General features: G+C 67.2%; 15 protein-coding genes. 2 read left to right on the top strand and 13 right to left on the bottom strand.

The window, feature by feature from the left end; translation table 11 throughout:
• Positions 1-15: 15 nt before the first annotated feature.
• The 5 genes from VK92_RS17920 to VK92_RS17900 all read right to left on the bottom strand — a co-directional run bounded on the left by VK92_RS17920 (position 16) and on the right by VK92_RS17900 (position 9,712).
• Positions 16-2,469: a fimbria/pilus outer membrane usher protein gene (locus tag VK92_RS17920; protein ID WP_048020616.1), complete on the bottom strand. Its 2,454-nt coding sequence runs from the start codon at positions 2,467-2,469 to the stop codon at positions 16-18.
• A gap of 118 nt (positions 2,470-2,587) precedes the next feature.
• Entirely contained in the window at positions 2,588-3,100 is a 513-nt protein-coding gene (locus VK92_RS17915; RefSeq protein ID WP_027787455.1) for a fimbrial protein, read from the bottom strand.
• Positions 3,101-3,894: 794 nt separating this feature from the next.
• Positions 3,895-5,355: an efflux transporter outer membrane subunit gene (locus VK92_RS17910; RefSeq protein ID WP_048020786.1), complete on the bottom strand. Its 1,461-nt coding sequence runs from the start codon at positions 5,353-5,355 to the stop codon at positions 3,895-3,897.
• Positions 5,355-8,492, bottom strand: coding sequence for a multidrug efflux RND transporter permease subunit (locus VK92_RS17905; protein WP_048020617.1), 3,138 nt, complete (start codon positions 8,490-8,492; stop codon positions 5,355-5,357). The genes VK92_RS17910 and VK92_RS17905 overlap by 1 nt, the downstream gene beginning before the upstream one ends.
• Positions 8,493-8,512: 20 nt before the next feature.
• Positions 8,513-9,712, bottom strand: coding sequence for a MexX/AxyX family multidrug efflux RND transporter periplasmic adaptor subunit (locus tag VK92_RS17900; protein WP_048020619.1), 1,200 nt, complete (start codon positions 9,710-9,712; stop codon positions 8,513-8,515).
• A 150-nt stretch (positions 9,713-9,862) separates the two neighbouring features.
• Here VK92_RS17900 and VK92_RS17895 point away from each other — a divergent pair, with 150 nt between their 5' ends.
• Entirely contained in the window at positions 9,863-10,510 is a 648-nt protein-coding gene (locus VK92_RS17895; protein ID WP_048020621.1) for a TetR family transcriptional regulator, read from the top strand.
• Positions 10,511-10,850: 340 nt separating this feature from the next.
• A complete protein-coding gene (locus VK92_RS17890) occupies positions 10,851-12,122 on the top strand; it encodes a M23 family metallopeptidase (RefSeq protein WP_048020622.1) in 1,272 nt (423 codons plus the stop codon).
• A gap of 147 nt (positions 12,123-12,269) precedes the next feature.
• Here VK92_RS17890 and VK92_RS17885 read toward each other — a convergent pair whose 3' ends face one another.
• The 8 genes from VK92_RS17885 to VK92_RS17850 form a co-directional block, all read right to left on the bottom strand.
• On the bottom strand, positions 12,270-12,995 hold the full coding sequence (locus VK92_RS17885; protein WP_048020624.1) for an amino acid ABC transporter permease: 726 nt from the start codon (positions 12,993-12,995) through the stop codon (positions 12,270-12,272).
• A 2-nt stretch (positions 12,996-12,997) separates the two neighbouring features.
• On the bottom strand, positions 12,998-13,720 hold the full coding sequence (locus tag VK92_RS17880; protein WP_048020626.1) for an amino acid ABC transporter permease: 723 nt from the start codon (positions 13,718-13,720) through the stop codon (positions 12,998-13,000).
• A 94-nt stretch (positions 13,721-13,814) separates the two neighbouring features.
• A complete protein-coding gene (locus VK92_RS17875) occupies positions 13,815-14,630 on the bottom strand; it encodes an ABC transporter substrate-binding protein (RefSeq protein WP_042977678.1) in 816 nt (271 codons plus the stop codon).
• Positions 14,631-15,252: 622 nt separating this feature from the next.
• Entirely contained in the window at positions 15,253-16,428 is a 1,176-nt protein-coding gene (locus VK92_RS17870) for a fimbrial protein (RefSeq protein WP_048020628.1), read from the bottom strand.
• A gap of 53 nt (positions 16,429-16,481) precedes the next feature.
• The gene (locus VK92_RS17865; RefSeq protein WP_048020630.1) at positions 16,482-19,505 is read right to left on the bottom strand and encodes a two-partner secretion domain-containing protein; all 3,024 of its coding nucleotides are present in this window, start codon (positions 19,503-19,505) and stop codon (positions 16,482-16,484) included.
• A gap of 83 nt (positions 19,506-19,588) precedes the next feature.
• Positions 19,589-20,392 carry a fimbrial biogenesis chaperone gene (locus VK92_RS17860; RefSeq protein ID WP_053076233.1) on the bottom strand — a complete coding sequence of 268 codons (804 nt, stop codon included), beginning with the start codon at positions 20,390-20,392 and terminating at the stop codon, positions 19,589-19,591.
• A gap of 4 nt (positions 20,393-20,396) precedes the next feature.
• Positions 20,397-23,030, bottom strand: coding sequence for a fimbria/pilus outer membrane usher protein (locus tag VK92_RS17855; RefSeq protein WP_231600475.1), 2,634 nt, complete (start codon positions 23,028-23,030; stop codon positions 20,397-20,399).
• A 205-nt stretch (positions 23,031-23,235) separates the two neighbouring features.
• Positions 23,236-24,006, bottom strand: coding sequence for a fimbrial biogenesis chaperone (locus VK92_RS17850; RefSeq protein ID WP_231616459.1), 771 nt, complete (start codon positions 24,004-24,006; stop codon positions 23,236-23,238).
• Positions 24,007-24,015 lie beyond the last annotated feature (9 nt).

The following is a 24,015-nucleotide window of genomic DNA, read 5'->3' as shown; positions in this document are numbered from 1 at the left end:
GCTGGATCCGTGAATTCATCGTTCGACCCGTGCGGCCGCTGCATGCGACTCGCCGGGCGTCTGGCACGTCACCGGAATCGGCGTGCCTTCGAGTTGGAGCTGGTTCGGCAGCGTGTCGATCGTGCAGAGCGTGCGTTCGCCCGCGCGCACCGCCAGCGTGGATTTCGGTTGAACCTGGGTCAGGAACGCCGCGCCGCCCTCGCCGACGATGCCGAGTTCCTTGCCGTTCGCCATGTCCTGCACCGATGCGCCGAACGGCAGCGGCTTGCCGACCGGGTCGGTCAGTGTCAGGTACAGGTTGCTGCCGCGCGCGGCGGAGAACTTCACGAAGCCGATCGCGCCGTCGGTCAGCACCATGCGCTGGATCGGGTTCGACACCTGCACCTCGAGCGGCAGCTTCTCGACGTTGACCGTCGCGTCGTAGACGTTGTACGGCGAGATGCCGTCGAGCACCGTATAACCGCGCGAATCGGTATGCGAGAGCGTGCCGGACAGCGGCACATCGGGCACGCCGTCGGTCGACACCAGCAGCCGCGTGTCGCCCGCGTTGCCGTTCGCGTGCGCCGCGACGCCGTATTGCGTCGCGACGAACGAGCCGTCGACTTCGAGCGACGCGGCCGCATATGCATTGGCGAGCGTCGACGCCTGCGCGGTCAGCTGATACGCCGACGAGCGCTGGCGGTAGCTCGCGTTCGCCGACGCCCGTCCGTCGGTCGCGCCCGCGTTGACCTGATAGGTGCGGCCATCCGGATCGTCGTAGATATAACCGGCGTTCACGCTCGTGCTGCCGCTGCCCGTCGTCAGGTTCGACGTGACGGTGTGGCGGCCGCCGATCGGCAGCGTCGCGGTAACCGAGACCTGGTTGCCGCTTGCACCGGCGCTCTGCGTGCGGAAGGCCGATACGCTCACGTTCAGGTTGCGCAGCGTGCCGATCGAGAACGCGCGCGTCAGCGTGAGGCCGACGCGCTGCTCGTTCGCACGTTCCCAGTAGGTCGTCTGGTCGTACGAGAAATAAGTCGACGTGTCGCCGAAACGCTTCGACAGCGTCGCCGAGTAGCGCTGCTTGCTGTTGGCGAGGCCGTACGCGGTCGGGTCGCCCGAGAACTGCGCGAAGTTCGTGTATTCGCGCTCGGAGAAGCGATAACCGAAGAAACGCACGTCGGCATCGAGCCCGTCGAAGTGCTTCGAATAGTTGATGCGGTACGAGTTGCCGTTGCGCGTCGCGCCGCTCCACCACAGGCGTGCCCGCGCATGCGTGACGTCGGCCGACAACGCGCCGAACGCGCCGAAGTCGCGGCCCACGCCGAGCGCGATCGACGTGTAGCCCGACGCGGCGATGAAACCGCCGTACGCGGTGACGTCGAACGGCAGGCCGTAGGCGATTTCGCCGAAGCCGAAGAACGGCGTGATGCCGGCGCCGCCAAAGAGCCGCGGCTTGCCGACGGCGGCCTTGTAGCGCAATTGCCCGGCGCGCGCGAGGAACGGCACGGCGGCCGTCGTCACCTGGAAGCGCTGCACGCTGCCGTCCTCTTCCTCGACTGCAACGTCGAGCGTGCCCTGCACGCTCGTATTGATGTTCTGCAGCGCGAAGGCGCCCGGCGACACGCGCGTCACGTACAACACGCGGCCCGCCTGGGACACGGTCACGGTCGCGTTGGTGCGCGCGACGCCCGAGATCAGCGGCGCATAGCCGCGCAGCGAAGGCGGCAGCATGCGGTCGTCGCTGCGGATCGACGCGCCCGTCAGCGCGAACGTGTCGAAAATGTCGGACGTCAGGTAGTCGTCGCCAAACGTCACCGTCGACTGGATCGACGGCAGCGCGCGAAACGCATAAAGCCGGCTGAAGCGGAACGTGCGGTCCGCGTAGGCCGTATTGCCCACGTTCGATTGCGCCTGGTAGTCGCCGCGAAAGCGCCATGCATCCCAGTTCGCGCCAACCGTCCCGTAGGCCTGGATCGAATTCGTTTGCCCGCCGCCCGTGCCGAAGTTGCGGTTCGTGTTCGCGATCACGCGATAGTCGAGCATCGCGCCGGGGATCCCTTCCGACCAGCGCTCCGGCGGCAGGTAGGTCGTATCGCTGAACTCGAGCGCAGCCTGCGGAATCGTGATCTTGAGCCGCCCGTCGCTTTTCAGGTAGCGCACGGTCGCCCCCTCGATCGCGCCGAGATCGACGCAACGGCCGCCCTGGAAGCGCGGCAGGTCCTTCGCGAGCGACGGCTTCAGCCCGAACTGCGCGACGAGTTCCGGGCGCAGGCACGGTTTGCCCGCTCCCGACGCGTCGACGGCGATGAACTCGATCGCCTGCAGCCCGTAGAACAGGTCGTTGACCTGTACGTCGAGCATGTACTCGCCGGGCAGCGTGAAGTCCGCCTGCGAGAACTGCGACAGATCGACGTTGTTCGAGCCGTCGATGTTCAGGAACGACGAATTGAATTCCGTCGCATGGCTCTGGCTGCCGACAACCAGCACGGAGACGCAAAGGAAGGAATGTCTGATTCGCACGCGGCGCTACCGGAAGTCGAACGAAGGGGGAAATGAGGAAAAACGAACGAGGAAGGGTGCGCGCACCCTTCCCCGGTACGGCGGCTTACTGGTAGCGGACGGTGAAGTTCGCCACGCCTTCGGCGGTACCCGGCGTCACGCCGGCTGCGGTCGCTTCGTACATGGCCGCGAAGCGTGCGACGTTCGTGCCGTTTTGCAGCACGGTCGGTGCCTTCTGCTCGGCGCCGTTGTCGAGGTATTCACCCGACGCTGCCTGCAGGCGGATGCCGACGTTGGTTGCCGAACCGATCGTGGCGAGCAGCTTCGGCTGGCCCGCGCTCGACGTGCCCGTGAACGTGAAGTACGCGTTCTGCGCGACGCTCGTGTCGCAGTCGGTCAGCTTGATGTCGAAGTTGGTCGGCGTGGACTTGTCGCCAGCCTGCTTGAACACGTTGGTCGGCACCTTGCCGAGGTTCACGGTCTGGTTGACCGAGCCCGAATCGATGCCGCATGCGCCCGCGACGATCTCGCCCGTGAAGTTGATCGTGCCGGTGCCCGCTGCGAAGGCCGAGGTCGACAGGGCCGCGAGTGCGACAGCGGTCAGGATGGATTTTTTCATGACGTTTCCCGAAAGGACTGCAAATGGAATAGATGACGTGGCGGATACAAACGGCAGCGCGTGGCGGCTCCCGTCCGTCACGAGGCGGCATTATCGAGATAATCATGAAAGTTTTCTGTAAATCATTGTCAAATGCATCTGACAATGTCCGATTTACCCCTCCAAGTCCTCACTATTTCCTGTCGATTTTCAATCCGGAAATTTTTATCCGCAGTCCTTTTTTATTCACCGGAAGCAATTGAAGATCAAGGACATTTCCGATCGAGAGTCGAAACCACCCCGCTCACCCTTGCCGGCATTGGCTCCAGCAAATCATCTGCGAAAAGGACAAAACATTGTCCGGAGCCGCCATCGTTGCCCGACGACAACGCCAATATCAAATCATTTTCAACAAACAGGAAATTAACCGGCGATTCAATCAATACGATTTTTTCGCGCAAACGATTGCGACATGAATACAAACGTTTTACCGCGACACTTTGTCGCCCTCATTATTTCCGATATATGATTAATTCGATCTTCAATTCCGGATTGCAAATCGCACGCATGAGCGGCCGCCGGAACCCGATATCGGAACCTCGTCGCATGGGAGAAAGAAGGCAAAATGACCCGCACACGTTTGCGCGAAATTGCGACACGCGCGGTCGCAAGATGACGGCTATCCCGGCCGGCCTGTCGATGGGAAAAGATATCGCTGGAACCAGCGGTATGGATCGAGGGAAGCGGCGGCGGCACGTCGATACGTACCGCCGCCGTCATGCCGCCCGACGCGCTGCGGCGTCAGGCGACGGGCACTACGCGGAAGCCGCGGCCTCCGCCGACGCCGGCGACCAGCCGCCGCCGAGCGCGCGATACAGCGCGATCGCATTCGCGAGCCTCAGCTGCTTGAGCCGGATCAGTTCCTGCCCCGACTCGTACGTGCTGCGCTGCGCGTCGAGGAGTTCGAGATACGTCGCGACGCCGCCCGCGTAGCGGCGTTCCGCGAGCTTCAGCCGCGCGCCGTCGGCCGCATACACGTCCTGCTGCGCGGCGAGCTGGCGATCGATCCAGTCGCGCGCGGCGAATGCGTCGGCCACTTCGCGGAACGCGGTTTGCACCGCCTTCTCGTAATCGGCAACCGCGATGTGCTTGCGCGCGTTCGCGACGTCGAGGTTCGCGCGGTTGCGTCCGCCCGCGAAGATCGGCAACGTGATGCGCGGCGCGAACGTCCATACGCTGGTGCCGCCGGCAAACAGGCTCGAGAACGCGTCGCTGACCGAGCCGTAGTCGCTCGTCAGCGTGATGCGCGGAAAGAACGCCGCGCGCGCGGCGCCGATCTGCGCGTTGGCGGCCTTGAGCCGCGCTTCCGCCTGCCGGATGTCCGGCCGCCGTTCGAGCAGCGCACTCGGTGCGCCGGGCGCCACGGGCGCGATCGACAGCGTGTCGAGCGCGGTCGTGTCGCCCGGCACGTTGCGCGCGAAGTCGCCCGCGAGCAACTGCAGCGCCCGCACCGACTGCGCATGCTCGCGCTGCAGCGCGGCCTGCGATGCGCGCGCGGATGCCACCAGCATCTCGGCCGAGCGCAGCTCGATCGCGTCGCTCGTGCCGGCCGCATAACGACGCTGCGTGAGCGCGGCCATGCGTTCGCGCGCGTCCAGCGTGCGCTGCGCGAGCGCGAGCTGCTCGTGCAGCGAGCGCTCCGATACGTACGCGCCCGCCACGTCGGCGATCACGCCGATGCGCACCGTGCGTTGCGCGTCGGCCGTCGCGAAATACTCGGCGAGCGCCGCGTCGGACAGGCTGCGCACGCGGCCGAACAGGTCGAGCTCGTACGCGCTGACGCCGACGCCCGCACGATACAGCCCGCTGATCGCGCTTTCACGCACGACCGGGTCGTACTGGCGCGCACGCTCATAACCCAGATTCGCATCGACCGACGGCATCAGGTCCGCGCGCTGCACGCCGTACAGTGCGCGCGCTTCCTCGAGCCGGCCGGCGGCGACCCGCAGGTCGCGGTTGTTCGCGAGCGCCGCGTCGATCCACGCCTGCAGCGCGGCATCGGTGAAGTACGCGCGCCAGTCGTCGAGCAGCGCGGCATCGGCGGGCGATGCCGCGGCCGACGTGGGCGCGGCTTCGCCGTCGACCGGCGCATAGGTCGCCGGCACGGGCGCCGCCGGCCGCTCGTAACGCGGTGCGAGCGTGCAGCCGGCCAGCGCGAGCGCGGCGGCCAGCGCAACCTGAACCCGCAGCGCTGCCTGTGCATTCAGCGCAAACATCATTGAGAACCCTCCATCGCCGCCGGCTGCGCTCCGCCGCGCCGGCGCGGGCCGACGTCGAACAGGCGGCCGACGATCACGAAAAACAGCGGAACGAGGAACACCGCGAGCACGGTCGCCGTGATCACGCCGCCGAGCACGCCGGTACCGATCGCCATCTGCGCGCCGGACGCGGCGCCCGACGCGAACGCGAGCGGCAGCACGCCCACGCCGAACGCGAGCGACGTCATCACGATCGGCCGCAGCCGCAGGCGCGCGGCCTCGAGCGCGGCGTCGACGAGCGACATGCGCTGCGCGACCAGGTCCTTCGCGACTTCGACGATCAGGATCGCGTTCTTCGCGGACAATCCGATCGTCGCGATCAGCCCCACCTTGAAGTAGATGTCGTTCGGCATCATCCGCAGCGTGACGCCGAGCACCGCGCCGATCACGCCGAGCGGCACGACCAGCATCACCGCGAACGGAATCGACCAGCTCTCGTAGAGCGCCGCGAGCGCGAGGAACACGACGAGCACCGACAGCGCGAACAGCATCGGCGCCTGCGCGCCCGACAGCCGTTCCTCGAACGATTGCCCCGACCACGCATGGCCGGTACCGGCCGGCAGCTTCGCCGCGAGTTGCTCGATCGCGGCCATCGCCTCGCCGCTGCTGTGGCCCTGCGCGGCCGAGCCGTTGATCGTGAACGACGGAAAGCCGTTGTAGCGCGTGAGCTGCGGCGGGCCGAGCGTCCAGTGCAGTGTCGTGAACGCCGCGAGCGGCACCATCTCGCCATGCGAGTTGCGCACGCGCAGCTTCTTCACGTCGTCCGGATCGAGCCGGTGCAGCCCGTCGGCCTGCACGATCACGCGCCGCACCTGCGTGCCGTGCATGAAATCGCCGATATAGTCGGAGCCGAACATCACCGCGAGCGTCGTGTTGATCTCGTCCATGGACACGCCGAGCGCGGACGCCTTCGCGCGATCGATGTCGAGCTTCAGCTGCGGCGCGTCCTGCGTGCCGGCGAACATCAGGTCGGTCAACGCGGGATCCTTGCGGCCCGCCTCGAGCAGCTGCTCGCGCGCGGCGCTGAACGTCGCGTAGTCGAGCCCGCCGCGGTTCTGCAGCCGGAAGTCGAAACCGCTCGACGAACCGAGATCGGGCAGCGCCGGCGAGTTCATCGCGAACACCGTCGTGTTCGGCGTGCCCGCGAAGCGCTCGTTGATGCGCGCGACGATCGCCTGCACGTGCGCGTCCGCGGCCTTGCGCTCCTTCCAGTTCTTCAGCGTGACGAAGATCATCCCGCCGTTCGGCCCTTCGCCGTACAGGTTGAAACCGCCGAGCGCATACGTATAGGCGGTCGGCTCGTCACGGCGGATGGCCGACTCGACTTCCCGCACGCTCTGCATCGTTTCCGCGAGCGGCGTGCCTTGCGGGCGGATCACCATCACCATGAAGTTGCCCTGGTCCTCGTCCGGCAGGAACGCGGTCGGCAGTTGCGTGAGCATCAGCCCCGCGGCCGCGGTCAACGCGCCGTACACGACGAGCCAGCGCACCGGCTTCTTCAGCATCTTGCCCACGCGTGTCGCGTAGCGCTGCGTCGAACGCGCGACGAAGCGGTTGAACCAGCCGAAGAAGCCGCGCTTCTCGTGATGTTCGCCGGACACGGGCTTGAGCAGTGTCGCGCACAGCGCGGGCGTGAGCGACAGCGCGAGGAAGGCCGAGAAACCGATCGACACCGCGAGCGACAGCGCGAACTGCCGGTAGATGTTGCCCACCGCGCCGCCGAAGAACGCCATCGGCACGAACACCGACGTCAGCACCACGGTGATCCCGACGATCGCGCCGCTGATCTGCTTCATCGCCTTGACGGTCGCGTCGTACGGCCCGAGCCCCTCCTCGACCATCAGCCGCTCGACGTTCTCGACCACGACGATCGCGTCGTCGACGAGGATGCCGATCGCGAGCACCATCCCGAACATCGTCAGCACGTTGATCGAGAAACCGGCCGCATACATCACGCCGAACGTGCCCGCGAGCGCGACCGGCACGACGAGCGTCGGGATCAGCGTCGCGCGCAGGTTCTGCATGAACAGGAACATCACGAGGAACACGAGCACGCCGGCCTCGATCAGCGTCGTGACGACCTTGTTCATCGACACGCGCACGAACGACGACGTCTCGTACGGGATCTGGTACTTCACGCCCGGCGGGAAATACGCGGACAGCTCGTCCATCGTCGCGCGGACGCGTTTCTCGGTGGATACCGCGTTCGAGCCCGGCGCGAGCTTGATGCCCATCCCGGTCGCGACCTTGCCGTTCACGTACGACGGGTAGTTGTAGTCGTTGCCGCCGAACTCGACGCGCGCGACGTCGCGCAGATACAGCGCGGAGCCGTCGGCCTGCGTGCGCAGCGCGATCGCGCCGAACTCGGACGGCGTCTTCAGCGGCGCATCGGCGAACACGGTCGCCGCGATCGGTGCGCTGGCCGGCACCGCGGCGCGGCCGATGTCGCCGATCGTCACGCGTGCGTTGTGCGCGCGCACCGCCGACGCGATATCCGACGCGGTGAGGCCGTGCCCGGCCATCTTCACCGGGTCGGGCCAGATCCGCATCGCATATTCGGCGCCCCAGAACTGCACCCGGCCGACGCCGTCGACACGGCGCAGCGCCTGCACGACGTTCGCCGACGCATATTCGCCGAGCTGCACGTCGGTCATCCGCCCGTCGTCGGATGTCAGCGACACCACGAGCTGGATGTTGTCGGCGGCCTTCTCGACCTGGATGCCGTCGCGCCGCACCGGTTCCGGCAGCCGCGCATCGACCGTCTTCAACCGGTTCTGCACTTCGACGGCCGCGAGATCGGCGTTGACGCCCTGCTTGAACGTCAGGTACAGCGACGCCGCGCCGGCGCTGCTCGTCGCGGACGTATACATCAGCCCCGGCGCGCCGTTCATTTCGCGCTCGATCAGCGCGGTCACCGATTCCTCGACGACCTGCGCGGATGCGCCCGGGTACGTCGCATAGATGCTGACGACGGGCGGCGCGATGTCCGGGTACTGCGCAACGGGCAGCGAGCGGATCGCGAATGCGCCGCCCAGCATGATGAAGATTGCGATCACCCACGCGAAGACGGGGCGATCGATGAAGAAACGTGCCATGGTGGTGTGGTGTTAACCGGTCAGGTTTGACGGGCGGCTGCCTGCGAAGCGGCCGCTGCCGGCGCCGCTTTCGACGGCGGCACCTTCTCGACGGGCTTGACGGCCGTATCGGGCGCGAACTGCGCGGCATCGTCGACGATCACGCGCTCGCCGCCCGCGAGGCCGCGCGTGATGCGCCAGTCGCGGCCGCTCATCTGGTCGGCCGTGACCTCGACGTCCTTGACCTTGCCGTTCGTGCCGACCACGCGCACCGACGTGCGGTCGGCCGTGCGCAGCAGCGCATCGCGCGGCACGAGGATCGCCCGCTGGTCGACCGCCGTGTCGAGTGCGATCCGCACATACGCGCCCGGCAGCAGTTCGCGCTCCGGATTCGGGAACAGCGCGCGCATCGCGACGGTGTCGGTGGTCGGATCGACCGCGAGATCGCTGAACAGCAGCTTGCCCTTCAGCGGATACGCGGTGCCGTCGGCGCGCAGCAGCGTCACCGTGATGTCGTGCTGCGCGATGCCCGTCGCGCGCCCGCTCTTCACCGCCCGGCGCAACGCGTCGACGTCGGCGGCCGGCTGCGAGAAGTTCACGTAGATCGGGTCGAGCTGCTCGACGGTCGTGAGCGGCGTCGCCTGGTCCTGGCCGACGAGCGCGCCTTCGGTCACGAGCGCGCGCCGTGCGCGGCCCGCGATCGGCGCGGTGACCGTTGCATAGTCGAGCTGCAACTGCGCCCGTGCGAGTTCCGCCTTCGCGGACGCAACGTCGGCCTTCGCCTGCGTGTCGCCGGCAACGGCCTCGGTGTGGTCGCGCTCGCTCACCGCGCGATCGCGCACGAGATCGTCGTAACGGCGGCGCTTGTCGCTCGCCGCGAGCGCGGCGGCCTGCGCCTTCGCGAGCGCCCCCTGCGCGGCGTCGCGCGCGGCCTTCAGCGGCGCGGGATCGATGCGGAACAGCACCGCGCCCTGCTTCACTTCCTGGCCTTCCTCGTAGGTGCGTGCGGTCACGATGCCCGCGACCCGCGCACGCACTTCCGCCTGCCGGTATGCATCGAGCCGGCCCGGCAATTCGACGGTCATCGGCACGGCCGTCGGGCGCACCGTCACGACCGTCGCCTGTTTCGCGGCCTCCGGCGCGGTGTCCTTGTCGCCCTTTCCACATCCGGCCAGGCCGAGCACGGCCGCCAGCGCGAACGGCGCCAGCCGGTGGCGCAACAGGGAGCGATTGTTATTCATATGTGACCTCGGATCGTTCGCCGCCGATACAATGCGGCGGCTCAGGGTGGCCGATTATAATCAGTCACGATTGATTAAATACACGCCGCTTCAATCTGACCGGCACACTGTCTCAATAAAACGACAGCGAACTGTAAGGAATTTCAGGACATGGCCCGCAAGACCCGCGAAGAATCGCTCGCCATCAAGCACCGGATCCTCGACGCCGCCGAACTCGTGCTGCTCGAGAAAGGCGTCGCGCAAACCGCGATGGCGGATCTCGCCGAGGCCGCCGGGATGTCGCGCGGCGCCGTCTACGGCCACTACCGCAACAAGATGGAAGTGTGTCTCGCGATGTGCGACCGCGCGTTCGCGCGCACGTCGGAAGGCTTCGACGCGGGCGACGGGCTGCCGCCGCTCGCCACGCTGCGGCGCGCCGCCTCGCACTATCTGCAGGAATGCGGCGAACCGGGCCCGATGCAGCGCGTGCTCGTGATCCTCTATACGAAGTGCGAGCAGAGCGAGGAAAACGGCGCGCTGCAGCGGCGCCGCATGCTGCTCGAATTGCAGATGCTGCGGATCACGAAGGCGCTGCTGCGCCGCGCGATCGCGGCCGGTGAACTCACCGCCGATCTCGACGTGCATCTGGCCGCCGTCTATCTCGTGTCGCTGCTCGAAGGCGTGTTCGCGTCGATGATCTGGACCAACCGGCTGCGCGGCAACCTGTGGAACGACGCCGAGGCCATGCTCGACGCCGGCTTCGACACCGTGCGCACGTCCGATGCGTTGCGCAGCCGCACGCACAAATTGCCGGACTGACGAAATTTGTCGTAATAAATGCTGATTTAACCCGATTTACCGCACTGCGAAACGAATGAGCTGACCCTCTTTAAAATTTTTAACGTTGTGCGGAACACCGGTAGACTGGCCCTGTCATCTTTCTTTAGCGTCTTCGTGATAACCGGGTTCGACCCGGTATGCACGCCGCCGTTCGAAGCGGGCATCGCCCCGCGCGTTGGGTCGAACGGAAACGACACAGGCCCCTGGCGGGGCCTGTTTTGTTGCACGCCCGCCGCCCGCGCCCGTCGCTGCCCGACGGATGTGCCGCCGGCGGCCCCTGCCCACACCCCTTTGAACCGCTTTCCTGGATGTGGACACCTTGGTCAAGTCTGCCGCTACCCCTGATGCTTTCGCGCCCGGCCGCGCGCAGCGCGTCGTGCGCGCGCTCGTGCCGGCCGCCGTGCTCGGCGCCCTCGCCGCACTCGGCCTCGCCGCGCTGCCGGCCGTGTCGCAACTGCCGGGCGCCGTCGACTCGGGCACGGCCGCGCTGCCGCAGCGCGTGCTGTCCGACACGCCGTTTCCCACCGCGCAGCATTTCGTGACGAGCGAGCTCGCCCGCACGATCGGCGAGCGCAACGAGCACGTCGATCGCAACACCGATCGCAGCCTGCAGCCCGGCCTGTTCGCCCCGCTCAGCGCGCATCGCAACGACATGCTCGGCTATGCCAGCCTGTTCCAGCTTGCTCCGCCCGAACACCAGCAAGGGATGCGCGCGGGCGACATCGAGCTCACGCTGTCCGATACGCTGAACCGTCTCGACGTGCCGCCCGAAGTGCGCATCCAGCTCGGCGATCTCGTCAGCGGCAAGGTCGCGATGCGCGCGAGCGCGCAGCGCGGCGACTACTACCGCGTCGCGTTCGATACGAACGACGGCACGCCGCGCCTCACGGCGCTCGAACTGCGCGTCGCCGGCCGCACGTTCGGCGCGATCTGGTTCCGCGCGCCGGGCGCCGAACACGGCGCGTACTACGCGCTCGACGGCTCGCCGCTCGAAGCCGCGGCGTTCACGATGCCGGTCAAGTGGACGCGCATCAGTTCGTTCTTCGGCGAGCGCATCCATCCGCTGTCGCAGGCGATGGCGTTCCACACGGGCGTCGATCTCGCCGCGCCGAGCGGCACGCCGGTCGCTGTGGCGGCCGACGGCGTCGTGTCGTTCGTCGGAACCGATCCGGGCGGCTACGGCCGCTATGTGATCGTCGATCATGCGGACGGCTATTCGACGTACTACGCGCACCTTTCCGCATACGCTCGCGGGCTGAAGGTCGGCGAAACGGTGAAGCAGGGTCAGCGTATCGGCTCGGTCGGGATGACGGGCGCGGCCACCGGCCCGCACCTGCATTTCGAGGTGCGGGTCGCGAACGATCCGGTCGATCCGCTCGTCACGCTCGCGAACGCGCAGACGGGGCTGTCCGACATGCAGCTCACCGCATTCCGCCAGGAAGCCGCGCAATGGCGCTTCCGCCTCGCGTCGATCAACAAGACGCCGTTCGCGTTCGCGCAGAACGACGGGCCGCTGTGGGGCGATTTTGCGACTGGTCCGTCGACGTTGCGGGCGGTTTTCGATACGCACTACGCGGCGGAACGAAGCTGACGCGCTGAAGCGCCCGACCACCGCAGCAACATCACGCGCGTCGCCGGTCGAATAGCGGCGACGCAGCCCGCTGCGGAGGGTCGCGGACCATTCATCTTCATCACCGAGAACGCGCGCACGCATCGCACCGGGCTCGCGGGCCCACCGTTACCGCGCGGGTTCCGTGCACTCGGCCGTCGTCTGCGCCGCACGCCGCTCCCGCGCCCCCCGCGACAACAACCACCGCGCCGCGCCGTCGAGCGACGTACACAGCACCAGATAGATCACCGCGACGAACAGAAAGATCGGCGCCGGATACACCATCAGCCGGTTGTTCACCTGCGTCGCGACGAACGACAGCTCCGGCACGCCGACGATATACGCGAGCGACGTGTCCTTCACGAGCGCGACCCACTGGTTGACGAACGACGGCGTCATGATCCGGATCGCCTGCGGCAGCAGCACGTGGCGCACCGTCTGCCAGCGTGTGAGCCCGAGCGACAGCCCGGCCTGCCATTGCCCGTCGCCCGCCGCGACGATCCCCGCATGCACCGCATGCGCGAGATACGCGCCGCCGATCAGCGCGAGCGCGCACACGACCGTCGTGAGCCCCGGCACGTCCATGTGCAGCAGCACGGGCATCAGGAAGTAGGTCCAGAAAATCAGCATCAGCACGGGAATCGCGCGGAAGAAGCCGATGAACGCGAGCAGCAGCACGCGCGCAGGGCCGCGCGCGAGCGCCATGCCAACGCCGAGCGCGATGCCGAGCACGGCCGATGCCGCGGCCGACGCGATCGCGAGCAGCAGCGACAGCGCGGCACCGCCGAGCGGCCCTTCCGGGAACGCACCGACGAGCAGGTACGGCAGATTGGCGAGCAGCAGCGAGAAATCCATGGTCAGCGCCCCGCTCCCAGCCGGTCGCGCCATTGCGTCGCCGCATACGCGCCCGCTTCGATTACGGCCACCGCCGCGACGTACAGCAACGTCGCGACGCCAAACGCGGCGAACGTCTTGAACGTTTCGGTCTCGACCTGCCGCGACGCATACGACAGCTCGGCCACGCCGATCGCCATCGCGAGCGACGAATTCTTCACGAGATTCATGTACTGGCCGAACAGCGGCGGCAACGCGATGCGCACGGCCTGCGGCAGCACCACGTAGCGCAGCGACTGCATCGGCGTGAGGCCGAGCGCGGCGGCCGCATCGTGCTGTGCGCGCCGCACGCCGCGCAGGCCGGCTTCGCATTCCTCGGCGACGAACGCAGCCGTATACGCGCTCAACCCGACCCAGCCCGCGACGAATTCGAACGACGGCCACGCGAGCGCGAATGGGCCCACGCTCACCGCATGGCGTGCATTGAGCCATGCGATCCACGTGTCGGGCAGCAGCGACGCGACACCGAAATACCAGAACAGCAACTGCACGAGCAGCGGCGTGTTGCGGAACGTGACGACGTACGCGGCGGCCACCGCGCGCGGTGCCGTGCCGCGCGCATGCCGCATGACCGCGAGCAGCAGCCCGCCGGCGGTCGCGGCGACGGCCGACGCGGCCGCGAGACCGAGCGTCAGCAGGAAGCCCTGCCAGAGCCAGGACAGATATTTGGGAGCCAACCCGAGCATGCTGGGAAGCGCGCACGACGCGCGCGGTCGGATGAAAGCGAAAAGCGCCGCGCGGCCGGTGCTCCGGCCGATCGCGGCGCGCGAGCGGGAGCCGTCAGGTCTTGTCGCCGATCCGGAAGATGCGCGTGAGCGGCGTCTTCGTCGTCGGCCCGAACCATGCGTCGTAGATCTGCACGGCGCGGCCGTTCGCCTCGAGCCCCTTCAGCGTGTCGTTGACGAAGCCGAGCAGGCGCGTCTCGCCTTTCGGCACGCCGACGCCCATGTAGTCGTTCGAGATCGTGAACGCCGGAATCTCGTAGTTCTGCTTGTCCGGCACGTTCGCGAGCAGGCCGATCAGCTTCGGGCCGTCCTGCGTAATCGCCTGCACGTTGCCGGCGCGCAGCGCGGCGAACGCGAACGGCGTGTCGTCGTACGCGACGATCGTCGCCTTCGGGAATTTCTCGCGCAGCGTGATTTCGTTGGTCGTGCCCTTGTCGGCGCCGACGCGCAGCCCGTTCAGCTGGTCGGCCGATTTCAGCACGCCCTTCTTCGCGAGAAACTGCTGGCCCGACGAGAAATACGGGATGCTGAAGTCGACCTGCTTCGCGCGCTCGTCGGTGATCGTGAAGTTCGCGAGCACGAGGTCGACCTTGCCGGACGTCAGGAACGGAATGCGGTTCGCGGGGTTGGTCGGCTGGAGCTGCAGCTTCACGCCGAGCTTGTCGGCGAGCGCTTTCGCATAGTCGACGTCGAGGCCGACGATGTGATTGCTTTTGCCGTCGACATAGCCGAACGGCGGGTTGCTGTCGAACGTCGCGACGCGCAGCACGCCGGCCTTCTTGATATCGTCGAGACGGTCCGCATGCGCGACGGTGCCTGCGGTAATGAGCGCAGCCCCGACGAGCCACGTAGCGAGAGTGTGGAATTTCATGAGCACGACCTGATTTGTTATGAAGGCCGCCGCGGATCGCGCGGCGGCCCGGTTCGAAGAACATCGCGACGGAGTGTGTCGTCGCGAAGCCGCTAACGTATCAGCGCGTGCGGTGAATCCGAACCAACAAATGGTGCTTTGCTCAGCGGGTTTCGTCATGAGCCACGCGGGCCGCCGGCACGGACACGCAGCAACCAGCATAGGCGAGCCGCCGCACCCCACCAACCCCGCCGGGGCCGACGTGAGACGCAACGCGCACAAAAAAAGACGCCCGCTGCACGCAGCGGGCGCGAATCCCAGTCAAGGAGGTGTTACACAAACTACGCCCTCAGGGTGCGGAAATCTCGCGTGATGGACAACGAATCGATTTCGATATCGATATGACGGGACACGCATTCGTGGAATCTTCCCGCGTCGAGCCGTGAATGCCGCAGCCCGACGCGAGGCCGGGGAACGCAGCGGCCCGGCTCGACGATCATCGCGAAACGTGCAGGCCGCGAAGCCGCCAGCGCATCGGCGCGCGTCGCGAATCCGAACCGGCAACAGATGCTTTGTGCCACACGTAACGCGATGAAAAAGCCACTGCACGCATCTTCTCCGCATGCGCGCAGTGCCGGGGCCGTTACGGAAACGTGAACGTAAACTCCGCGGCGCCGCCCGCGTAGCCGGCCCTGAGTTCGCTGTCGGTGCCGGTCCGGATGTACTGCGCGCTCAACGGCATCACGGCGGTGTCGCCGACGCGCTTCATCGGATACTGCTTCGCGCTGTCCGGTTCATCGTAGCTGATCCGCTCGCCAGTCAGGCCGTTCGTCATCACGATGTTGAAGCCGCGGGCGGTCGCCTGCCCTTCGGGCGCGCTGAGCTGCAGCAGCGTCTTGTCCGCATTCGGCTGGACGGCCTTGTCGCGGAAGCTGATCGTCGGTTTCGCCGCCGCCGCGCACCGGCTGAGCGTGATGTTGAAATCGACCGGCTGCGACGTTGCATGCAGGCTCGGGAACTGACCGAGCGACGCTCTGCCGAGATTGACCGGAACGATCATGTTCGACTCGACTTCGCATTGCTTCGGTATCGGAATGCCCCCGCCGCCACCGATCGTCAGGTTGCCGACACCGGTATAGCTAATCGACTGCCTGCACATGTTCGATGGAAGCGGTGGGGTCAAGATCACGTCGCTGCCGAGCGACGCGGCGTTTTCCGGCAACGTATACGCGTACAACGTGATGCGCGGTGTCCCGAGCAGGTCGTTCACGACGATCTCGCCCTCCGGCAACGAGGTCGCCGCCTTGGTCAGCATGAGGTGCTGCTCGAAATAGACCATGATCGTATTGCCGACGGACGTCCCGCCCCCCTCCACGCGGACGATCGCCGACTTCGCAACCGCGGTCGGATAGACACTCTGCACCAGCTTGCGCGATTCGCCGTCGCTGTCGACACCCGACCAGCGCAACGCGATGCCGTCCACGTTCGTCCGCGCGAGGCCGTCGGTAACGACCGTCCCCACCTCCCAGTGCCCGGCACTCACCAGCTCGTACGCGTAGGGCCCTTGAGGCCCGTACCTGTACGATACCGTGAGCGACACCATGCGCTGATAGAGCACGGCGCCGACCGGTGTGCTGTTCGTCAGGCGCGTGATCTGCCTCCAGCTCGTCGCCTGGACGTTGCCGAACGTGCAATCGACGGCCGTCGTCCCCGCCGTTGCCGCATTGACATGGCATGCGCACGCCGCGCACACGGCGGCCCTGAACAAGCGCGCGGGCGTGCGCCCCCATCGACATACGCGCCGCAGTATCGTTGTCATGCTGTCTCCCGTTGAAGCGGCGACGGGCGTCGCATCGCCCGTCGCCGAATGCCTTACTGCTCGATCACACCGAGGTTGACGCCCGCGATCTTTTGCTGCGCGGCGGCACCGACCGCATGGCTCCACCGGAACGTGCCGCGATTGACGCCGACGAGGCCACCGTAGACCTGCTGCCACGACGAATAGGCGCTGTTGTTGACGCGACCGCTTGCCGCCGAGCTCTCGACCAGCCCCGCGTTCAGCCCGACCAGGCCACCGAGCGTTGCCTGGCAGCCGCCGCTGACCGTGCCCGACGCCGACGAGCCGAAGATCTCGCCGAGGTTGTCACCGACGAGTCCGCCGACGACGCCCGACGTGCTGCCCTGAACGTTGCCGGTCGCCGATGCGACGGCGAGCGTGCCCGACGTTGCGTTGGTACCGGCAAAGCCGCCCACCGACGCATACATGCCGGCGGATACATCGCCGCTTGCATCGTTGTCGGCCAGTACGCTCTCGTTGTAGCCGGCGAAGCCGCCCGTCTTGCTGTAGTTGCCGCCGGTCGTCTTGCCACGCGCGACCGAATGCGCGATCGTCCCGTTGAGATGACTGCCGACGAAACCGCCGACGGTGCCCTGCCCGCCGGATACCGTGCCGTGTGCCTGTGCGTCGTCAATCAGCGCATCGCGGCCCTGGTTGATGCCGACAAAGCCGCCCGTTGCGCCGGACGACGCGCTGGTGACCGCGCCCAGCGCCTTGCTCCCGGTCACGGACCCCAGGTTCATCCCGACGAACCCGCCGATCGCCTGAGCGGACCTGCCGTCGACCACGCCGCTTGCAAGCGCCCCCCAGATCGTGCCGGCGTTGTAGCCGACAAACCCGCCCGCCGTACCGGCCGTGCCGCCCGTCGTGCGTCCGGAAGCCGTGCCCTGCACGATCCCGCCGGCCAGGTTCGCGCCGACCAGACCGCCAACGTTGACGCCGGACAGACCGGCGGCGGACGTCGAGCCGAGGCTCGTGCCATTGCGGATCGTGCCCCCGCGGTTCACGCCGACGAGGCCGCCCAGCGACGCTGCGTTCGGTGCGCCACCCGATACTGTGGCGTTCGCCATGCTGTCGGATATCGTCGTGTCCTCCGCGCGTCCGGCCGGTGCCGCCTGCTCGCCGACGAGACCACCCGCGGCGTAAGTCATGCCGTTGCCTTCCACCCTGCCGGTAAACGACGATTGCGCCACGCTGCCGCGGTTGATGCCGACGAGACCGCCGAGCACGTTGCTGCGGCTCGCACCGGCTCGCACCAGCGTGTTGTCCGACACGACGACGTTCGCGATCTCGCCGCGATTCTCGCCAGCCACCGCACCGATCGAGACCGGTCCCGGGCCTGCGGCCGCACCGACGCTCGACGATTTCAGCACGAGGTTCGCGATGCGCCCCGTATTGAGGCCGAACAGGCCCGCATAGGGGCTGCCGCTCGTAATCGACAGCCTGCTGACCGAATGACCGAGCCCGTCGAACACACCGGAGAACGGCGTGTCGGCGCCGATCGTCTGGAACGTGGTGTTGTAATAGCCGCCGGCGATGTCGTTGCCGAGCACGTACAGGCCGCCCAGGTTCGCGTTGATCGCCTGCAACTGCGCGAGGGTCTGGATCACCGTATGGAGAAACCCGTTCGACTCGAACCCTGCGCCCGCACCGGACAGCGTGACGGATGCGCTGTTGCCGAGCGAATACGTGCCAACGTAGTCGAGCTTGAAACGGGCGTTCGCGCCGGTCAGCGCGACCGGCGCGTTGATCTGCGCGCCTTGTGCCGCGTCGATGGCCACCCCGGCGTTCGCGCCCGTTGCACGTAGCGCGCCGTTCACCGCGACGTCGCCCTGCCGGCTCGTCAGCATCAGCTGATTGCCCGTTGCCCAGTTCACCGGGCCGTCGACCGACAGCTTGCCCTGCTCGGCGACGAGTTCGATATCCGTCATCCCCAGGTTGCGCGACAGCGTATCGGCGACGATCGTCCCCTGCCGGCTCGCACCCGGCGTGACCGACAGGTCGGACGACGCAATGCGCCACACGCCGTTGCGTCCGTTGGTGGCACGGGTATCGACCGTCGTGCCGAGCGCAACCTTCACGTCCGCACCGCGCGTGTCGATCGTGCCGCCGTTGCCGGGGGTCGTCGCGCTGGCGTTCAGCGTGCCGGCGACGTTGACCGTCCCTGCGTCATGACCGTCCAGCGAGATCCGCCCGGCGGAATTCCTGAGCGTGCGCGCCTCGATGGCGCCCTGGTTGTTCACCACCGTCTGCAACAGCGCATTGGCGGTGCGCGCGCTCATCAGCACCTGACCGCCATCGGCCTTGAGCAGACGCTCGTTGCTGGCCAGCGCGTCGACCGCACGCTCGTCGACCTGCACGTTGAGCAGCTTGCTGCCGTCGAAGTTCAGCGTGATGGCATCGCCCGCGGCGAGCGCCACGGTGCCCATCTGGGCCTGGACGACGCCACGGTTCACGACCTGCGCGCCGAGCAACGCAATCGCGCCGCCTTCGGCCGCGACGAGGCTGCCGCTGTTCTGTATGTTGCCGATCGACGAGCCGGAGAACCGATAATTCCCGGCGGCGAAATCGGCATTCTTGATGTCGAGCGTCGAGGCCACGAGGCCGCCGACGTTGACCTGCGCACCGTTGCCGAACAGGATCCCGTTCGGGTTGACGAGAAACACGCGGCCGTTCGCGTCGATGCTGCCGTGAATCGCACTGCCTTGCTGCCCCACGACCCGGTTCAGCGCGATCGACGACGCGGACGGCTGGTTGAACTTGACGCGCTGCCCCGCATCGACGTTGAACGACGACCATTCGGTCAGCAGCTTGTCGCTGTGCTGGTTGATCGACATCTGCCGGCCGTTGTCGTAACGCAGGATGTCGGCACTCCCGGACACGACGTTCTCGCCGACCGGCAACGCATGCGCGGCGCTCATCGCACCGCCGGCGACGCATGCGACGGCCAGCATCCTCCTGGTGCGCGTCGATGCCTTGCCTCGGCGACGCGCGCGTTCACCCGCAACCTGCCACACTCCCTGCCCGCTGTTCCACACCAGAGCGTAGGTTTTGTTCATTGTCGATTTGCCTCGTAATGATTGAATCCCTGCCGATATCCCCGGCAGGACGGGTATTGCACGGTTTGCCGGGGTACCGGCGATCAATGCGCATCGAGCCGCCCCCGGTGCTCGCGCGACTGGCCGCCGTCGTCGACCGCGTCAAAGAGGATGTCGTCCACCGGCGGGCCGGACCGCGCATCGAGCGGAATCTCGGTGCGACCGAACGGCTCGACGTCGACCGCGCCGCCGGCCAGCACGATGGGCCGCCCTTGCACGACGACCCGCGTCAGCGTCACGTAGTACGGCGTCGGGTTGACCGACACGAGGACGGAATGCGCCCGCGCGTCCGCCACCGTCCACCTCAGGCGATCCGGTGCGTCGCGCGGATCGCCGTCGATGCCGCGCGGCCGGTACAGCAGCTTCATGCGCAACCGGTACGCAATGCGCAGCATGTTGTCGGCCTGCCCGGCAGGCGGAACTTCGAGCAGGTTGATCCAGAAGCGGGATTCCCGATCCGTTGCCAGTTCGTCGCCCATCGCGCGCACGCGTACCGCCAGCGCCTGCTGCGGGTCGAGCCGCGCAAGCGGCGGCGCGACGACGAAGGGCACGCGAAGCCCGCCCGGATCGGCGTTCGCGTTGCCGTCGTCGAGCCAGATCTGAACGAGGATCGGCGTGCTGCCGAGATTGCGGGCGGCGATCGTCTGCGCACGCGCACCGCCGGAATAAATGAAGCGCGTGCCGACGACCGACAGCGCTGCCGATGCGGGGAGGGAAACGATGGCCGGCACGGACGCCGCGGCAGCAAGCAACGCCGCCCGGACCGCGCCGCGCAAAATGTGCGCGTTGCGCGGCATGAGCGGCCACCGGGTCGCGAGCGACACGAAACGGGAGAGAACGACGCGCATCGAACTACGGCCTCCCGGCCCGCGGTGGCAGTGACGCGGGCGAACGGCACACACGCGTGAGCGTCACATAGCCCGTGCCCGCGCGTTGCTCCGCCGGCACCGAATAGTCGATCGCGCACTGCTGATCCTGTCGCTGGCCCCACTCGACCCGGATTCGGCCGTCATGCTCGCCGCTGCGCACGAACAGGCGACTGCCCTGGCCGACTGCCCCGAGCGGTGCACCCGTCCGTGCATCGAGCGCGCGCGCGGCGAACGGCAACGGACGGCCGTCCTCGGTTGTCGCGTCGATCAGCAGCGCGCGCGCCTTCACCGTATCGTATGAAAGCATCACGACCGCGCCGGCGCGGGGCGCAACGCTGCGCGAGACCGTCGTCATCTCGACGTCGTCCGCCACGTCTTTCGGATCGATGTCGATCCGGTTCAGCTGATAAGGGACGAGACTCGGGACGATCGCGTAGCCGAACCGGTTGACCCTGGCATCCGAATTGCCGACCGACGCGCCTTGCGCATCCGGCGCGCGCACGACACCGACCGTCTCGCCCAGCGTCGGCCCGGGCGTCACGCCGCCCGGGTGCACGACCAGCCCGCCCGACGCACTGAGCGACGCCTGCTGGTAGCCGCTGCCCATCCCGAAGTTGCCCGCGAGCGACGCCGTCGGCATCCGGTAGCCGACACCGACACTGCCCGACGACGCACGGTTGCTGCCGTCGTAGGTCGCCGACAGCGAGTACGAGCCGTCGCCCTGTTCGCCGAAGCGCCCGGACACGCCTGCCATTGCACTCGTGCCCGCGCTGCTGTCGTGCGTGACGAGTGTGTTGAACGTCGGTGCGCGACGCGCATTCCGGTCGAGCGGAATCGACACGCTCACACTCGCGAGCGTGTTGCCTTCCGGACGCCCGAACGACGACATGCCGGCCGACATGTTGCGCACCCGCTGGACCGACGCGCTCAGCGTCACGTCACGCCACTGTTTGCTGTAGCCGAGCGTGAAGCTGAGCGTCTGGCCGCGTCCCGCCCAATAACTGAGCGACGAGCCGTTCAGATAGACATTGCCGGCCTGCCCGATCTGCTGGCTGATGTTGAGATCGACGCGATTGCGCAACCGGGGAAACGAGTCGGCCGACAGCCCCTGGGCCGTCCTGCCGGCCAGTTGCAGCGCATCGCTCAGGCCGAGATAGCCTTTCGTCGAATAGCGATACGCGAGCAGCGAGAAGTTCGTGCCGCTGTTCGGCAAATTCTTGCTGTACGACACGCGGATGCTGGACCCGTTCATCCGCTCGGCGCCGGCCGGCTGCGTGCGCGCAACCGTGACGTCGGCCGCGATGCCGCCGATCGGCGTATTGAACGCGATGCCCATCAGCGCCGACTGGTAGCGCCCGGTGAACGCGCCGCCGCCGTATGCCGTCACCAGGTTGTTGATCCCCCGCTGCACGGTGAACTGGCCGACATACTGCGCACCGCCGCCGTTACCTGAACCGAAATCGATCGCGCGACCCGCCATCGCGCTGAAGCGCGTGCTCCCCGGCCGCAGCAACTGGACCGTCGTCGCGAACGGCACGATGAAGCTGTGCGCATCGCCGTTCGCTTCGGTCACCGTCACGTTCAGGTCGCCGCCGTAACTCATCGCCTGCAGGTCGTCGATCTCGAACGGGCCCGGTGCAACCGTCGTCTCATGCACGAGATAGCCGCGCTGACGGATCGTCACGCGCGCGTTGGACTGGGCAACGCCGCGCACGACGGGCGCGTAGTAGCGCAGCGTATCGGGCAGCATCCGGTCGTCGCTCGAGATCTGGACGCCGCGAAACGATACGGCGTCGAACAGATCGCCGCTCGTCGAGCTTTCCCCGACGAGCAACTGGGCCCGCCATGCAGGCAGATCCGTCTGCGCGTAGACGTTGCCGCGCTGGTAGCGCACGACACCGCGCTGCGACCAGGTGAAATTGCCCGTATGGCGAATCCGGAACGGCCCGGCGTTCGCCCCCATCGTCAGCCCCGTATAGAGCTGCGCGAACTCGTAGCCGCTGGCGCGCGTCGTAAACGCCATCGCGTTGTAGTTCACGAGTGCGGCCGGCACGCCGTTCGTCCAGGTCGACGGGTCGACGTAAGTGCTCCGGTTCGCGAGCCGCATGTAGAACTGCGGGACGACCAGATACAGCTTCTGTTCGTCCTGATCGAACGACAGCTCGGCCCCCGGAACATGGCGGGAGACCGGCTCGCAAAGCAGCCCGTCGGGCATCGGTTCGGGCGGTGCATCGCGATCCTGGCCGCGCTCGCTGCGCGCCAGATCGACGCCCGCGCGCTGCAGCATCGCACGGTCGTAGCACGGCCGCACGCGGCCGTCGCCGGCGCGCCGGAACGAGATCTCTTCCACGCCGCGCCATTGCCCGTTGACGACGAAATCCACGCGCCGCTGCCCTTCCGTCAGCACGTTCGGACGCTCGTAGGGCGTCGTGTCGATCGGTGTGGCCCCGGCTCCGTGCATCAGCATCGATTCGTCGAAGCGGACCGTGTCGCCAGCCTGCGATACCGGCTCCGCCGTAACCGGCGTGTCGCGGCCGGTGCCGTCGTGCGCCGGCGTCGCGATTTCCGCGGCCGCGCGCTCCACGAGCAGCCCCGCGCTTGCGACGGCGACCGCCACCGGCGTCAGTGCCGATGCGATCGCCTGCCGACGCGATCGCGGTCGGCAGCGCGGCGCCGGTACCGGGCCGCGCAAGGTAGGAATAGCCGAAAAGCTCTGCATGAGGAATTTCGTTTTTTCGCATACCGAATCAACTGGTCGTTGTATCGACCCGTGAAACGGCATGTTGAATCGTGCCTCGATACGGTGTGGACGGACGCCCTGCTCAGTTCTCCAGTTTTTTCGTTATCGTGGTGCGGCCGCCGTAGTCGTCGATGACCATGTACCGCACGGTTGCCGGCTTGCGCGTGGATGCCGCAACACCCGGCAGAACGAACTGCGCGCGGTCGAACGGCGCGACCATTCCGCCGCCTGCCGATACGAACGTGCCACCCGCATCGCTCTCCACCTTGCCGAACGAAACGTAATACGGCGTGGGGTTGGCAACCTCGAGCACGACCCTGCGGCCGCCCGCGCCAGGCGCTGCCGCGACCGTTTTCCAGACCAGTTGATCGGGTGCGGCATCCACGCCATCGGCGAGCGCCGTCGGTCGAAAGAAGAGTTTGATGCGCGTCCGGAATCCGAACCGCAGCTGGTTACCGGCATCCTTCTGGCCGGCCGGCACTTCGAGTACGTTCAGCCAGTAAATCGATTCGCGGTCGCCGGGCAGCGATGCCGGCGTATGCGTGATGCGCAGCACGGCACTGCGACCGGGCTCGACGCGCTTCAGTGACGGAGCGACGATGAAAGGCACCTGCAATTGCTCGGGCGGCACGTCGACACGGCCATCGTCGACCCAGCTCTGCGCAAGCACCGGCTGCTCCGACGTGTTTTCGACGCGCACCGTCACGTCGCGCTCGCGTTCCGGGAAAACCACACGCGTGCCGTTCAATACAAGCGCTGCCTGCGCCGGCACGGCGCAGGCAGCCCATGCCACGACGCAACACGTCACCACATAATTAATAGTACGAAATGACAAGATCATGGCACGGAACATGGACAACAA

This window comes from Burkholderia sp. LK4 (assembly GCF_001043615.1).
GTDB classification, from domain to species: Bacteria; Pseudomonadota; Gammaproteobacteria; order Burkholderiales; family Burkholderiaceae; genus Burkholderia; species Burkholderia cepacia.
Note: the sequence above shows the minus strand (reverse complement) of the source record. Positions and strands in the feature narration are given on the sequence as shown.

Bases quoted from the DNA above. Each gene is read 5' to 3' on its own strand.
- VK92_RS17910 (WP_048020786.1), bottom strand. From the start codon at position 5,355: ATGTTTGCGCTGAATGCACAGGCAGCGCTGCGGGTTCAGGTTGCGCTG.
- VK92_RS17860 (WP_053076233.1), bottom strand. From the start codon at position 20,392: ATGCGCGTCGTTCTCTCCCGTTTCGTGTCGCTCGCGACCCGGTGGCCG.
- VK92_RS17850 (WP_231616459.1), bottom strand. From the start codon at position 24,006: ATGTTCCGTGCCATGATCTTGTCATTTCGTACTATTAATTATGTGGTG.
- VK92_RS17870 (WP_048020628.1), bottom strand. From the start codon at position 16,428: ATGACAACGATACTGCGGCGCGTATGTCGATGGGGGCGCACGCCCGCG.
- VK92_RS17885 (WP_048020624.1), bottom strand. From the start codon at position 12,995: ATGGATTTCTCGCTGCTGCTCGCCAATCTGCCGTACCTGCTCGTCGGT.
- VK92_RS17905 (WP_048020617.1), bottom strand. From the start codon at position 8,492: ATGGCACGTTTCTTCATCGATCGCCCCGTCTTCGCGTGGGTGATCGCA.
- VK92_RS17875 (WP_042977678.1), bottom strand. From the start codon at position 14,630: ATGAAATTCCACACTCTCGCTACGTGGCTCGTCGGGGCTGCGCTCATT.
- VK92_RS17865 (WP_048020630.1), bottom strand. From the start codon at position 19,505: ATGAACAAAACCTACGCTCTGGTGTGGAACAGCGGGCAGGGAGTGTGG.
- VK92_RS17880 (WP_048020626.1), bottom strand. From the start codon at position 13,720: ATGCTCGGGTTGGCTCCCAAATATCTGTCCTGGCTCTGGCAGGGCTTC.
- VK92_RS17895 (WP_048020621.1), top strand. From the start codon at position 9,863: ATGGCCCGCAAGACCCGCGAAGAATCGCTCGCCATCAAGCACCGGATC.
- VK92_RS17900 (WP_048020619.1), bottom strand. From the start codon at position 9,712: ATGAATAACAATCGCTCCCTGTTGCGCCACCGGCTGGCGCCGTTCGCG.
- VK92_RS17915 (WP_027787455.1), bottom strand. From the start codon at position 3,100: ATGAAAAAATCCATCCTGACCGCTGTCGCACTCGCGGCCCTGTCGACC.